The following is a 13,453-nucleotide window of genomic DNA, read 5'->3' on the forward strand; positions in this document are numbered from 1 at the left end:
CGCCCTTCATCACCAGGCGGGCTTGCCCTTCGTGGAGAGCCAGGTCCGGAAGAGACCGTCGAGGTTCTGTCCGGAGATCTTCTCGGCGAGCCGGGTGAAGTCGGCCGTGCTCGCGTTGCCGTAACGGTGCTGCTGCGTCCAGGTCTTCAGGAGCGTGAAGAAGGCGTCGTCGCCGATGCGTTCCCTGAGCACCTGGAGCGTCAGGGCGCCGCGCCGGTAGACGGCGGAGGCGAACATCGTGTCGCGCTGCGGGTCGTCGACGGTGATCTGCCAGAACGGGTCACTGGCGGGCCGATTGCCGTAGTACGCGCGGGCGAGATCGTGCGCGGTGCCGCGGCCCTTGTGCTCCTCCCACAGCCACTGGGCGTAGCTGGCGAAGCCCTCGTTGAGCCAGATGTCCTTCCACTGCCTCACCGAGACGGAGTCGCCGAACCACTGGTGCGCCAGCTCGTGCACGATCGTCGACTCCGAGCGGACGGCGGAGTAGCTCGGCTTGGACTGGGTCTCCAGGGAGAAACCGGCCTCCGGCATGTCGTCGACGACCGCGCCGGTCTCCTCGAAGGGGTACGGGCCGAAGACTTGGGACCAGTAGTCGGTGGCCTCCGCCGTGACGGCGTACACGTCCACGTTGTTGCTGTTCTTCAGAACCGGGTCGATGGCTACGTAGATGGGGGTGCCGCCGGGGGTCGTGCCGGTCTTCACGTCGAACTTGCCGATGCTCGCGGTCGCCAGATAGGTCGCCATGGGCCTGCTCTCGCGCCAATGGGTGACCGTCTGGCCGCCCTTGACGTCGTGCGTTTCGACGAGCCGGCCGTTCGAGACGCCCGTCAGGCCCTTGGGCGCCTTGATCGTGATGTCGTAGGTCGCCTTGTCGGCGGGGTGGTCGCTGGAGGGGAACCAGGTGGAGGCGGCGTTGGGTTCGCAGGCGACGAAGACGCCGTCGGCCGTCTTCATCCAGCCGTAGTCGGAGCCGAAGACGATGGGGCCGTTGAGCGCCTCGGGCACACCGCCGTAGGTGACGGTCGCGGTGAACGTGCTGTCCTTGTGCAGCGCGCCGCGCGGGGTGACGCGTATCTCGTCGCCGGTGCGGGTGAACTGCGCGTCTTTGCCGTTCACTTCGACCGAGGTGACGTCCAGCTTCTGGAGGTCGAGGTCGAAGGAGGAGAGGTTCTGGGTGGCGCGGGCGGTGACGGTGGTGACACCGTCGAGCCGGTCGGTGTCCGGGTTGTACGCGACGTCGAGGCCGTAGTGGCGTACGTCGAAGCCGCCGTTGCCGAGCTGCGGGAAGTACGGGTCGCCGATGCCGTCGGAGCCGGGGGTGGGGGCGGGGGCTGCGGCGATGAGGCAGAACGAGGCGGCCGCGGTTGCGACCGCCGCCAGACGTGCCGAACGGGAGAGTGCCATGAGTCGTCCCTTCGCGCGTGTTCCGGTGTAACGGACACGCAGACTCTGCACTCTCCCGTCCGGGCGTGTACATGACCCTCTCGGTCAAATCACGCTACTTGTCGGTTGACTCCTGTACGTCATCCGGCTCGTCCGCATCGGCGGACGGCTGTACTTCGCTCTCGTCACCAGAGTCAGCCGCGTCACCCGAGTCAGCCGCGTCCGTCTCGTCAGCCGCGTCCGTCACGTCAGCCACATCCGAGGTCTCCGGCTCCGAATCCGGCTCCGACTCAGTCGCCGGTTCCGGCTCCGTGTCCGTCCGCGCCAGCGTCACCACCTCGATCGCCTCCTTGGCGACCGCGAGCAGCGTGGTGTCGTCCGGGGCCTGGTCCTCGGCGTTCTCCGGGTGGTGGCAGGCCACCTGGCGTCCCGGGGCCAACTGGAGGAGCGGCGGCTCGGACGTCTTGCAGATCTCCGTCGCCTTCCAGCACCGCGTGTGGAAACGGCAGCCGCTGGGCGGCGAGATCGGCGAGGGCACGTCGCCCTTGAGCAGGATCCGCTCGCTCTTGGCGCCCCGGCGCGTGGGGTCGGGGACGGGCACCGCCGACATCAGGGCCTTGGTGTACGGGTGCATCGGCGCCTCGTACAGCGAGGTGCGGTCGGCGAGTTCGACGATCTTGCCGAGGTACATCACCGCGATGCGGTCCGAGACATGGCGTACGACGGAGAGGTCGTGCGCGATGATCACGTACGTCAGGCCCAGCTCGGACTGCAGGTCGTCCATGAGGTTGACGACCTGCGCCTGGATGGACACGTCGAGCGCGGAGACCGGCTCGTCCGCCACGACGAGCTTCGGCTTGAGGGCGAGCGCGCGGGCGATGCCGATGCGCTGGCGCTGGCCGCCGGAGAACTCGTGCGGGTAGCGGTTGAAGTGCTCGGGGCTGAGGCCCACGAGCTCCAGGAGGCGCTGGACCTCCTTCTTCACCCCGCCCTCGGGCTCCACGCCCTGGAGCCGGAACGGCGCCGAGACGATCGAGCCGATGGTGTGCCGGGGGTTCAGGGAGCCGTACGGGTCCTGGAAGATCATCTGGATGTCCCGGCGCAGGGGGCGCATGCCCCGCGTGCCGAGCTTGGTGATGTCCTGGCCCTCGAACTCGATCTTCCCGCCGGTGGGTTCGATCAGCTTCGTGATGACCCGGCCCATGGTCGACTTGCCGCAGCCGGACTCGCCGACGACGCCCAGGGTCTCGCCCTTGCGGACCTCGAAGTCGATGCCGTCGACGGCCTTCACCGCGGCGACCTGCCGCTGCAGGATCCCCTTCTTGATCGGGAAGTGCTTGACCAGGCCCTCGACCCTGAGCAGCACCTCGCCGTTCTCGGGGGACGTCGCCTGCGCGGGCACGGCGGCGGCCTGCGGCTCCGCCTTCTTCGTCACGCTCACGGGCGTCTCGCTCACGGGCTCACTCACAGCTTCGGCGCAATCTCTTCGGTCCAGATCCGCGTACGGTCCTCCGGGCTGAGGTGGCAGGCGGAGAAGTGGTCGCCGCCGACCTCCTGCAGCTCGGGCCGCTGGGTGCGGGTGATGCCGCCCTTGGGCAGGTCCGCGTACGGGCAGCGCGGGTGGAAGGCGCAGCCCGAGGGGACGTTGATCAGGGACGGCGGCTGGCCCTTGACGGGGACGAGCCGCTCGGTCTGCTCACGGTCGATGCGCGGCATCGAGCCGAGCAGGCCCCAGGTGTACGGGTGCTGCGGCTCGGCGAAGATCTGCTCGACCGGGCCGCGCTCGACGCAGCGTCCGCCGTACATGACGAGGACCTGGTCGGCGATCTCGGCCACGACACCCAGGTCGTGGGTGATGAGGACGACCGCGGACTCGAACTCCTTCTGCAGATCCCTGATCAGGTCGAGGATCTGCGCCTGGACGGTGACGTCGAGGGCGGTGGTCGGCTCGTCGGCGATGAGCAGCTGCGGATTGTTCGCGAGGGACATCGCGATCATCGCGCGCTGGCGCATACCGCCCGAGAACTCGTGCGGGTAGCTGTCGACGCGCTTGGCCGGCTCGGGGATCCCGACGCGGTCGAGCAGTTCGACGGCCCGCGTGCGCGCGACCTTCTTGGACACGTTGTTGTGGACGCGGTACGCCTCCACGATCTGGTTGCCGACCGTGTAGTACGGGTGCATCGCGGACAGCGGGTCCTGGAAGATCATCGCCATGTCGCGGCCGCGGAGCCTGCGCACGTCGTCCGGGGCGGCGCCGATCAGCTCCTTGCCGTCGAGCCAGATCTCGCCGGACATCTTCACGTTCTTGCCGCGCGCGCCGAGCCGGTGCAGGCCCATGATCGCCAGCGAGGTCACGGACTTGCCGGAGCCCGACTCGCCCACGATCGACAGGGTCTTGCCCCGCTCCAGCTTGAAGCTGAGCCCGTCGACGGACTTGACCAGGCCGTCGTCGGTCGGGAAGTGCACCTTGAGGTCCCGCACTTCGAGGAACGCGGTCGGGGGCTTCGAGGGCCCCTCGGCGACCGGTTCGCCCACGGCGGCACCGGTTTTGGACAGTTCGGTCACGAGAGCCTCACCCGCGGGTCGGCGGCGGCGTAGAGAAGGTCCACCAGGAGATTGCAGAGCACGACGAAGAACGCGGCGAGCAGCGTCACGCCGAGCACCGGCGGCAGGTCGTTGTCGTTGATGGCCTGCACGGCGTACTCACCGATGCCGTGCAGCGAGAAGACCCGCTCGGTGATCAGGGCGCCGCCGAGCAGCAGACCGAGGTCCATGCCGAACACGGTGATGATCGGGGTGAGCGCGGCGCGCAGCCCGTGCCGGGCGACGACGGTGCGCTCCGGCAGGCCCTTGGCGCGGGCCGTGCGGATGAAGTCCTCGTTCATCGTCTCCAGCATCCCCGAGCGGGTGAGCCGCGCGTAGATGGCGGAGTAGAGCAGGGCGAGCGAACACCAGGCGGGAAACAGGGTGTTGGCCCATTGCGCCGGGTTCGTGGTGAGCGGCACATAGGTGCGGCCGAAGATCGGCCACTGATAGGTGAAGAGCAGCAGCGCGAGCTGTCCCGTGAAGAAGATGGGCAGCGAGACACCGGCCAGGGCGACACCCATGAAGGAACGGTCGAAGAACGAGCCGGGCTTGAGGGCCGAGACGACACCGACGGTCACACCGGCCACGAGCCAGATCACGGCCGCACCCACGGCCAGCGACAGCGTGATGGGAATCCGGTCGGTCAGCTCGGGCCACACCGCGACATGGTTCTTGAACGAGTAGCCGAAGCACGGCGCGTCGCAGTGCGCCGTGGTGGGCCCGAGGTTGTACTCGGCCCCGGTGACGATGCCCTTGATGAAGTGCCAGTACTGGAGGTACACGGGCTGGTCGAGCCCGAGGTTGTGCTTGACCATCGCGACGTCGGCCGGGGTGGGGCTCTTGCCGATGTACTGCTGTGCCAACTGGTCGGCGGTCTGCCCGGCGAGCCTCGGCAGCAGGAAGAAGATGCCGAAGGTGACCGCGGTCACGACCAGCAGCAGGATCACTGCCGCGACAAGCCGGCGGAGGATGTACGAGATCACGGGGACCGGCGCCGGTGCCCGCGGGCCGTGAAGCCCGCGGGCACCAATGCCTTCACCTGCCTTCCGGGGCTACTTCTTCGTGGTGCCGATGTTGAGGTAGTCGTACTGACCGCTGAAGGCGGCCGTCGACACCAGGTTCGTCGCGTAGGGCGAGCGGTACAGCAGGATCTTGAAGTACGTCAGCGGGACGAGCGCGGCCTGGTCCATGGCGGCCTGGTCGATCTGGCCGTACAGGTCGTTGCGCTGGTTCTCGTCACCGGCCGCGATCGACTGGGCGAGGAGCTTGTCGATCGGCTTGTTGCTCAGGTACGAGAGGTTCGTGTTGCCCGAGGTGCCGATCGCCTTGCTGTTGAGGATCTGCTGCAGGAAGCCGTAGCCGGACGGCCAGTCGGCGCCCCACTGCATCATCATCAGGCCGACGTTGTTCTTCTTGTCGAACGCCGGGACGCCCGCGTAGTCGGTGAAGTACTTGCCCGACGGGAACTGCTTCAGGCTGGCGTTGATGCCGACCTTCTTCAGCGACTCGATGATCGCCGTGGCCGCGTCGACCTCTTCCTGACGGTCGCTGCGCGCGGTGATCGTCGTCGTGATCGACTTCTTGCCGCAGGCCTTCAGCTGGTCCTTGGCCTTGGCCACGTCGCCCTTGTTGCCGGGCGTCGCGTACGTGTCGGCCTTCTTGTAGCCGGTGATGTCCGGCGGCAGGACGGTGGAGGCGATGTCACCGCGGATGGCGCCGCCCTCGGCGGTCTGCACGGAGACCTTGTCGACCGCGTACTCGACGGCCTTGCGGCACTCGACCTTGTCGAACGGCTTCTGCGTGGTGTTGATCGCCATGTAGACGAGTCGGCCACCGTAGGTGTTGTCCGTGCTGGCCAGCTTGGACTTGTCGTTGACGAGCTGCGCCTGGGTCTGGGTCTCGACGCCCTTGCCCTGCAGGTCGATCAGGGTGTCGCCGGCCTGGAGGTCCTTGTCGATCGTCGACTGGTTGACCTTCAGGTTGACGACGATCTTGTCCGGGTACTGCTTGCGCAGCGGGTCCGTCTTCGGGTTCCAGTTCTTGTTGCGGACCAGGACGGCCTGCTTGCCCTCCTGGTAGCTCTGGAACTGGTACGAGCCCGAGGACACGATGTGCTTGACGTAGTCGATGCCGTCGTCCTTGGCCTGCGGCACCGGCGCGGTCTGCGGCGTGGCGACCAGGTAGTCGAACTCCTGGAACGCCTGGTTCAGGTGGAAGACGATCGTGTTGTCGTCCGGGGTCTCGATCGAGTCGAGACCCTTGCCCTTCTTGTCCTTGTAGGGACCCTTGTACTTGTCGCCGCCCTGCATGAACTGCTGGAAGTAGTTCGGGCCGAGCTGCAGCACGTCACGCGCGAAGTTGGAGCGCTCGACGGCGTACTTGACGTCCTTCGACGTGATCGGCGTACCGTCCTGGAACTCCAGACCCTTGCGGATCGTGTACGTCCAGGTCTTGCCGCCGTCGGACGCCTTGCCCGGCGCGGAGGCCAGGTCGGGGACGAGCGTGTTGCCCTTCTCGCCCGCGTCCGGCTTGAACGTCATCAGCGGGCGCGCGTAGAGCCGGCTGAAGTTGTACATGTACGCGTAGTACGTGTTGCCCGGGTCGAACGAGTCGGGGACGTCCGACATCGCGTAGGTGACCGTGCCGCCCTTCTTCGTCGACGCGTTGACCATGTGCTTCGTCGCGGCGTCCGCCCCGGCCGCCTTCGCTTTGCCGTCGCCGGTGCCGTCGTCCGCCTTGCTGCAGCCGGCGAGCAGCAGGCTCACACTGCCGATGGCCGCAACAGCGGCAATTGATGACCGTCGCATGATGCTCGGGATCCCCTCCATTGTCGGAAACTTGTGGAGCTCTCTGGCTCTCCGTGCGGCCTGACTCAGCGACTGCGCGGGTCGAGAGCGTCGCGGAGACCGTCACCGAGCAGGTTGAACGCGAGCACGGTGACGAAGATGGCGAGGCCCGGGACGATCATGTACTGGGGGTCGACCTGGAAGTAGTCGACGGCCTGGTTGAGCATGCCGCCCCAGGACGCCTGAGGCGGCTGGATGCCGACTCCCAGGAAGCTCAGCGAAGCCTCGAAGATGATGTTGGTCGGGATGAGCAGCGTCGAGTAGACGATGATCGGCCCGACCAGGTTGGGCAGCAGCTCCCGGAACAGGATGTACGGGCCGCGGGCGCCCATGCCGCGGGACGCGTCCACGAACTCCCGCTCGCGCAGGGCAAGGGTCTGGCCGCGCACGATCCGGCCCAGATAGGGCCAGTTGAAGAATCCGATCACGAAGATCAGCACGCAGATGTGCAGCGGGAGCCCGTCGAGCCCGAACGCGCCGCCCTGCAGTGTCGCCGAGATGGAGATGGCGAAGAGCAGCAGCGGGAAGGCGAGGAACGTGTCCATGAGGCGGCTGATGACCGCGTCGACCCGGCCGCCGTAATACCCGGCGACCACGCCGAGGATCGCGCCGATGACGTTCGACAGGACGGTCGCGCCGAAGGCCACCACCAGGGAGACCCAGGAGCCCTCGAGGATGCGGGCCAGGATGTCGCGGCCGAACTTCGGCTCGACGCCCAGGGGATGGTCGGCGCTCATGCCGCCCATGCCGCCCTTGGGCAGTGAGGTGCTGGCGTCGATGAGGTCCTGGTGGAAGGCGTTCGGGTCGAGGCCGAGGAGGGACTGGATCGGGCGCGCCAGTGCGGCCACCAGGATCAGGAGGATGACGATGACGCCGCCTGCGACGGCGACCTTGTCCCTCTTGAAACGGTTCCAGGCGATACGCCCGAGGGAACGCCCCTCGATCTGCTGCCCCTTGGCGCCGGCGAGTACAGCCTCGGGCTGCACTTCGGCCTGGGCCCCGGTGGTGTCGATCGGTGCGGTCACGGTGTGGTTGACCCCTCTCGGCCGACGGTGGCCGGCCCATGCCCGCCGCGGGTAGCGGCTTGATCCTGTTTCACACGCTGGACGGTCCGGGGGCATGGCCTCGAAGTCGACCGTTCAGCTCGTACACAGAGTCGAAACCCCGTGTCTGCAGGGAGTCTTCAATGCGTCTGTGACCAGCCGCCAGACCTCACCGGGAAAGGTTGCGCAACCGTGATGAGGCGGGAGTCGTGCAGTATGCGGACGCGTAATCCGGCTGAGCGGACAATTCGCTCCCCTGACGGCGCGCGCCGTGTCACGCGCCGCCGGGTCCGGAATGCACCACCGTGACCGGGGTTGCGCCCATACCCGGTGTGATGCGCCAACTGCCCGTCAACCAGGGCGGGTCACGACCAGGGCAGGCGCGCGGCGGCCTCCTCGGCGGTGACCAGGGCGTGCAGCGCGGCGAGCAGCCGCTGGACGAGCCGGACCGACGGCGAGGAGTTCGTCGCGCGGGTGGAAGTGGACGTAGTTGAAGGTCACTTCGAAGGGGTTGCGGCCGAGCAGCCTGCGCAGTTCCGAGTGCGGGAAGCGGCGGTGCGGCAGGAGGGCGTTCTCCGCGTCGAGGGCGCGGCGGGCCGCGGTGCGCCAGTTGGCGCCGCGCAGGTCGAGGCGCATCGGCTGCTGGCTGAGGAAGAGCCCGAGGGTGACGTCGGCGCCGGTGCGCTCCGGCCGGCCATTGAGGAGCAGGCCGACGACGGGTGTCTCGGTCTCCCACACGGCGCCCACCGCCACGCAGTTGGCGGCCGGCAGCAGGCTCTTCACCGGCAGCCCCCACCGCGCCGGGTTCGTTCAACCCGCCGCTGCGTCAGGCCACTTGACGACCGGTCGGTTCCGGACGTCCCGGCGTCTCAGTACGTCCCGTGCGGCGGGGGGTATCCGTAGCCCGCGGCCGGGGAGGGGGCGGCGGGGGCCGCGTGGGACTCACGGTCGTAGAACGGGCGGGCGTTGGCGCGCAGCCACATGGCGACGGGGTCGTGCTCGTCCGACATCGCGACGGTGGAGACGGGCAGCCCGTCGGGCACGGCGACGACCGACTGCTGCATCATGGCGCGCACGGCGTCCACGGACACCGGCGACGTGTCGTACACGTCGAGGCCGATCGCCAGGTAGGGCGCGCCGAGCGTGGGCTGGACCCAGGCGCGGCGCAGCGAGCGGATCGCCGTGGTGCGGTGCGCGTTCTGCGCGAGCAGGGCGTAGAACTGCGGGATCTCGATGGCGGGGTCGCTCAGGCGCAGCGGTCCGGCCGGCTGGCGGTCGAGGCCGCCCGCGATCCGGCGCAGGTCGAGCCACGGGACGCCGACGCCGCCGCCGGGCGCGTGCGGGTTGAGCCAGAGGCCGTAGTGGTCGGGGTAGAGGGTGCGGGCCGCGTCGACGCCGCCGACGACCTCGTAGGCCCGGCTCCAGCCGGACGCGGACAGCTCCTGGGCGGAGGTGACGCAGGGGGCGTACGAGAAGCCGTCGACCTCCATGTTCCCGTACTGGGCGTCGGGGGAGCCGGCCTGGCCGTGCCAGAGCAGCATCCACACCTGGCCGGTGCCCGGGTCGGCGAGCGCCTGGAGGAGCGCCTCGTAGGCGTCGAAACGCCCGGGCGTCACCTGGCGCAGCATGTGCTCGACCGTCCCGGCCGCAGCCGTGCCCGACGCACTCACCCGTAACCGCCCCTTCGTGACGTATCCGACGATGTCGACCCGCTCCCCGCGGCGGAACCGCCCAGACAGGTCATGAAACCAGCTTAAGCGGCGATCCTGACACCGACTTGACGTACGCGCGGTCGGCCTTTCCTTGTCGGGAAGCCCGCCGGGACCGTCAGACCCCGGCCGTCAGACCCCGGCCCGTCGGACCCGGGCCGTCAGTGGCCCTGCGTGTAGAACGGCCGCAGTGTGGCGCGCATCCAGTCCCCGACCGGGTCCTCGGTGATGTCGAGCAGGACGAGGTTCACCGGCCAGGGCGCCGGGCACCGGCCGAGGGCGCGGCCGAGGGCGTCCATGGGGAGGTTGCGCGCGGGCCCCTCCCACTGCGAGAGCTCGACGCCGACGAACAGGACGGGGTCGTCGCCCTCGACGCTGGCGAGGCAGCGGCGGGCGGAGCGCACGATGCCGGTCGCCTCGAACTCCTCCCGCACGGCGGTCAGGAAGTCCATCGGGTCTTCCTGCCAGTCGGGCTCGTAGAGCGTGACCCGGCCGCCCGAGGTGGGCCCGTCCAGCGGGGTGCGGCCCGACCGGCACAGTTCGGCGACGGCGAGCGGCGGCAGCGGGATGCCGACCGCGCCGTCCGGGTTCACCACGATGCCGACCTGCGGGGGCAGCCCGCGCGCGAACTCGACGGCGGGAGCCACGGTGCAGCCCATCCGGTCGCCGACGACCGCGAGGAACTGCGCTTCCGAGCTGAAGACGGGCACATACGCCTGGCCGTCGATCTCGAGCGTCGGCAGGTCGAGGTTCGGGCTGCCGGGTCCGCCGCCCTGGGGCAGCGGTATCCACAGGGGGCTGCGCCCGAGGACCTCGACGATCCGGCCGCCCGCCGAGTCGACCCCGACGGAGGCGGCGAGCACCTCCTCCAGCTCGTTGGCCGGCCACCCGCCGTAGGGATGTGCGTGAGCCTGCGCCGGAATGTCCATGTGCCTACCACCCGCTCGGGAACCGCTCTGTCTGCGGCCGAACCCTAGCGCGTACGGGCACCCCGGCACCCTGCGCGTCCCTGCGCACACGCGCGCACGGCACGCCGCGCGGATCAGCTCCCCTCGAACCCGATCCCGTTCAGCACGTCCGTCGCGTCCCGGTCGAGCAGGACGGCGGACGCGCAGCCCCACGGCAGGGCGCCGCGCTCGGCGGACTCCACGAGGCCCGCGACCGCGCGGCGGTGCCGGGCGAACGCGTACCGGGAGACCCCGCGGCCCCGGTCGCGCTGGCCCGCGAGCGCCGTGTCCGCGTCGACGTCGAGCAGCATCAGGTGCAGCTCGGCGCCCCGCCGCCCGGCCTCCCTGGCCAGCCAGCGCCGCACCCAGGCCTGCGTGCCGCAGTCGTGCAGGACGACGCTGCCGCCCGAGCGCAGGGCCCGCCGGAGCCCGGCGAAGTGCGCGAGCCGCACGAGCGGGCGGTAGACGGCGTACGGGAGCAGCCGCGGAAGGCGGGCCGCCCAGCGGTCCCGGGTGTCCTGCGAGTCGACGCGCACGGCTCCGCCCGCGCCGACCACGCGGCGCATCAGCGTGGACTTGCCGCTGCCGGGCAGGCCCGAGACGACGATCAGGTCGCCCCGCGCGAAGCCGAGGCGGCGCGGGGTGCGGCCCGCCCTGCCACGCAGGTCCCTGACGACGGGCCCGCGCCCCGTCGCCGCCCGCTGGCCGGGCACCGCGCGCCGCGCGGCCCCCGCCGCCACGTACGCGCCCGCGACTGCCTTGTGCACCGTGATCGCCCTCCCCGCTCCGGTCACGCCACGCCTGCCCGTTCACTGTCCCGCCAAGTGTAAAGAGAAGGTAATGCGGGACAAGTGGTTTCCCCGTACGGCGGGCATGCAATGATGTGCGCGCCGAGAGGCACCACCAACTGCATACCGGCCGCTTGAATCCGCGCGGGAGAGCTCCCGGACGCCTACGCGTCCCCGGGAGCGCCGAAGGAGCAAGTTCCTCCCTTGAATCTCTCAGGCCCCGTACCGCGCGGGCGAGGCATATCTGAAAAGCGGGTGGCCCTCGGCCGCTCCACCCAAGGTGCAAGCCGTGACCGCCCGTGTGGCGCCGGCGAACCTCTCAGGTTCCGATGACAGATGGGGAGGGCCACCATCGACCTCGTCTGTCATGCCCTGGGATCCTGGAGCACCACTCATGAGCAACACCCCCCGCAAGACCGCCCTCGACGCCCTGCACCGCTCGCTCGGCGCCACGATGACCGACTTCGCGGGCTGGGACATGCCCCTGCGGTACGGCAGCGAGCGCGACGAGCACGTCGCGGTCCGCACCAGGGCGGGCCTCTTCGACCTCTCGCACATGGGCGAGATCACGGTCACCGGGCCGCAGGCCGTCGACCTCCTCGACTACGCCCTCGTCGGCAACATGTCGACGATCGGCCCCGGCCGCGCCCGCTACACCATGATCTGCCAGGAGGACGGCGGGATCGTCGACGACCTGATCGTCTACCGCCTCGGTGACACCGAGGCCGATCTTCCTAAATACATGGTCGTCGCCAACGCGGGCAACGCGCAGATCGTCCTCGACGCGATCACCGAGCGCGCCGCCGGCTTCGACGCCGAGGTCCGCGACGACCGCGACGCGTACGCGCTGATCGCCGTCCAGGGCCCCGAGTCCCCCGGCATCCTGAAGTCGCTCACGGACGCCGACCTGGACGGCCTCAAGTACTACGCGGGCCTGCCCGGCACCGTCGCCGGCGTCCCCGCCCTCATCGCCCGCACCGGCTACACCGGCGAGGACGGCTTCGAGCTGTTCGTCGCCCCCGAGCACGCCGAGAAGCTGTGGCAGGCGCTGACCGACGCGGGCGCGCCGGTCGGCCTGATCCCGGCCGGCCTCTCCTGCCGCGACACGCTCCGCCTGGAGGCGGGCATGCCGCTGTACGGGCACGAGCTGACGACGGCGCTCACCCCCTTCGACGCCGGTCTCGGCCGGGTCGTGAAGTTCGAGAAGGCCGGTGACTTCGTCGGGCGCGAGGCTCTGCAGGCCGCCGCCGAGCGCGCCGAGACCGCCCCGCCGCGCAAGCTCGTCGGCCTGGTCGCCGAGGGCCGCCGCGTGCCGCGCGCCGGGTTCTCCGTCGTCGCCGGCGGCGAGGTCATCGGCGAGGTCACCTCGGGCGCCCCCTCCCCCACGCTCGGCAAGCCGATCGCCATGGCCTACGTGGACGCCGCGCACGCCGCCCCCGGCACGAAGGGCGTCGGCGTGGACATCCGCGGCACCCACGAGCCGTACGAGGTCGTGGCGCTGCCGTTCTACAAGCGCCAGAAGTAGCCCCGCCCGGTCCTCACCGGGGGCGCCGGAAGTAACCCAGCGCACACCCCTCTCGTTCCGCAGCACCCACCCGCGTACAGGAGAATTCAGATCATGAGCAACCCCCAGCAGCTGCGCTACAGCAAGGAGCACGAGTGGCTGTCGGGCGCCGAGGACGGCGTCTCGACGGTCGGCATCACGGAGCACGCGGCGAACGCGCTCGGTGACATCGTGTTCGTCCAGCTCCCCGAGGTCGGCGACACCATCACCGCGGGCGAGACCTGCGGCGAGCTGGAGTCGACGAAGTCGGTCTCCGATCTGTACTCCCCCGTCACCGGCGAGGTCACCGAGACCAACCAGGACGTCGTGGACGACCCGTCTCTGGTCAACTCGGCGCCGTTCGAGGGGGGTTGGCTGTTCAAGGTCCGCGTCTCCGAGGAGCCGAAGGACCTGCTGACCGCCGCCGAGTACACCGAGTTCTCCGGGAGCTGACCCTCTGATGTCCGTACTGAACGAATCCCTGCGCGAGCTCGACCCGGACGTGGCGGCGGCGCTCGACGCCGAGCTGCACCGCCAGCAGTCCACCCTCGAGATGATCGCGTCGGAGAACTTCGCCCCGGTCGCCGTCATGGAGGCCCAGGGCTCCG

General features: G+C 69.7%; 12 protein-coding genes, 1 pseudogene and 2 riboswitches. Of the genes and pseudogenes, 3 read left to right on the forward strand and 10 right to left on the reverse strand.

Features of this window, described 5'->3' with window-relative positions:
* Positions 1-9: 9 nt before the first annotated feature.
* The 10 genes from EOT10_RS22360 to EOT10_RS22405 all read right to left on the reverse strand — a co-directional run bounded on the left by EOT10_RS22360 (position 10) and on the right by EOT10_RS22405 (position 11,254).
* Complete coding sequence (locus EOT10_RS22360; protein WP_127830053.1) at positions 10-1,404, reverse strand: M1 family metallopeptidase; 1,395 nt, start codon at positions 1,402-1,404, stop codon at positions 10-12.
* Positions 1,405-1,498: 94 nt separating this feature from the next.
* Positions 1,499-2,824, reverse strand: a complete 1,326-nt coding sequence (locus EOT10_RS22365; RefSeq protein WP_127830082.1) for an ABC transporter ATP-binding protein — start codon at positions 2,822-2,824, stop codon at positions 1,499-1,501.
* A 23-nt stretch (positions 2,825-2,847) separates the two neighbouring features.
* On the reverse strand, positions 2,848-3,948 hold the full coding sequence (locus tag EOT10_RS22370; RefSeq protein WP_127830054.1) for an ABC transporter ATP-binding protein: 1,101 nt from the start codon (positions 3,946-3,948) through the stop codon (positions 2,848-2,850).
* On the reverse strand, positions 3,945-4,952 hold the full coding sequence (locus EOT10_RS22375; protein ID WP_127830055.1) for an ABC transporter permease: 1,008 nt from the start codon (positions 4,950-4,952) through the stop codon (positions 3,945-3,947). Before EOT10_RS22375 ends, EOT10_RS22370 begins: the two co-directional genes overlap by 4 nt.
* Before the next feature lie 69 nt (positions 4,953-5,021).
* Positions 5,022-6,776 (reverse strand): ABC transporter substrate-binding protein, encoded by a 1,755-nt coding sequence (locus EOT10_RS22380; protein ID WP_223281135.1) that lies wholly within the window; start codon positions 6,774-6,776, stop codon positions 5,022-5,024.
* Between the two features lie 65 nt (positions 6,777-6,841).
* Positions 6,842-7,840: an ABC transporter permease gene (locus EOT10_RS22385; RefSeq protein WP_127830057.1), complete on the reverse strand. Its 999-nt coding sequence runs from the start codon at positions 7,838-7,840 to the stop codon at positions 6,842-6,844.
* 369 nt (positions 7,841-8,209) lie between these two features.
* Positions 8,210-8,641, reverse strand: a complete 432-nt coding sequence (locus EOT10_RS22390; RefSeq protein WP_189491918.1) for a condensation domain-containing protein — start codon at positions 8,639-8,641, stop codon at positions 8,210-8,212.
* Positions 8,642-8,727: 86 nt separating this feature from the next.
* Complete coding sequence (locus tag EOT10_RS22395; protein WP_127830059.1) at positions 8,728-9,528, reverse strand: enhanced serine sensitivity protein SseB C-terminal domain-containing protein; 801 nt, start codon at positions 9,526-9,528, stop codon at positions 8,728-8,730.
* 200 nt (positions 9,529-9,728) lie between these two features.
* Positions 9,729-10,496, reverse strand: a complete 768-nt coding sequence (locus EOT10_RS22400) for an enhanced serine sensitivity protein SseB (protein WP_127830060.1) — start codon at positions 10,494-10,496, stop codon at positions 9,729-9,731.
* Between the two features lie 113 nt (positions 10,497-10,609).
* Positions 10,610-11,254 (reverse strand): AAA family ATPase, encoded by a 645-nt coding sequence (locus tag EOT10_RS22405; protein ID WP_431313311.1) that lies wholly within the window; start codon positions 11,252-11,254, stop codon positions 10,610-10,612.
* 183 nt (positions 11,255-11,437) lie between these two features.
* A riboswitch (glycine riboswitch) is annotated at positions 11,438-11,540 on the forward strand.
* Positions 11,541-11,648, forward strand: a riboswitch (glycine riboswitch).
* Positions 11,649-11,696: 48 nt separating this feature from the next.
* On the opposite strand from EOT10_RS22405, the gene gcvT reads away from it, so the two are divergent.
* From gcvT to EOT10_RS22420, 3 genes and pseudogenes are all read left to right on the forward strand, one after another.
* Positions 11,697-12,827, forward strand: coding sequence for a glycine cleavage system aminomethyltransferase GcvT (gene gcvT, locus EOT10_RS22410; protein ID WP_127830062.1), 1,131 nt, complete (start codon positions 11,697-11,699; stop codon positions 12,825-12,827).
* Positions 12,828-12,920: 93 nt separating this feature from the next.
* Positions 12,921-13,298 carry a glycine cleavage system protein GcvH gene (gene gcvH, locus EOT10_RS22415; protein ID WP_127830063.1) on the forward strand — a complete coding sequence of 126 codons (378 nt, stop codon included), beginning with the start codon at positions 12,921-12,923 and terminating at the stop codon, positions 13,296-13,298.
* Between the two features lie 7 nt (positions 13,299-13,305).
* Positions 13,306-13,453, forward strand: a pseudogene (locus EOT10_RS22420) (serine hydroxymethyltransferase); the annotation flags it as partial.

This window comes from Streptomyces antnestii, assembly GCF_004005495.1.
Taxonomy (GTDB): Bacteria; Actinomycetota; Actinomycetes; order Streptomycetales; family Streptomycetaceae; genus Streptomyces; species Streptomyces antnestii.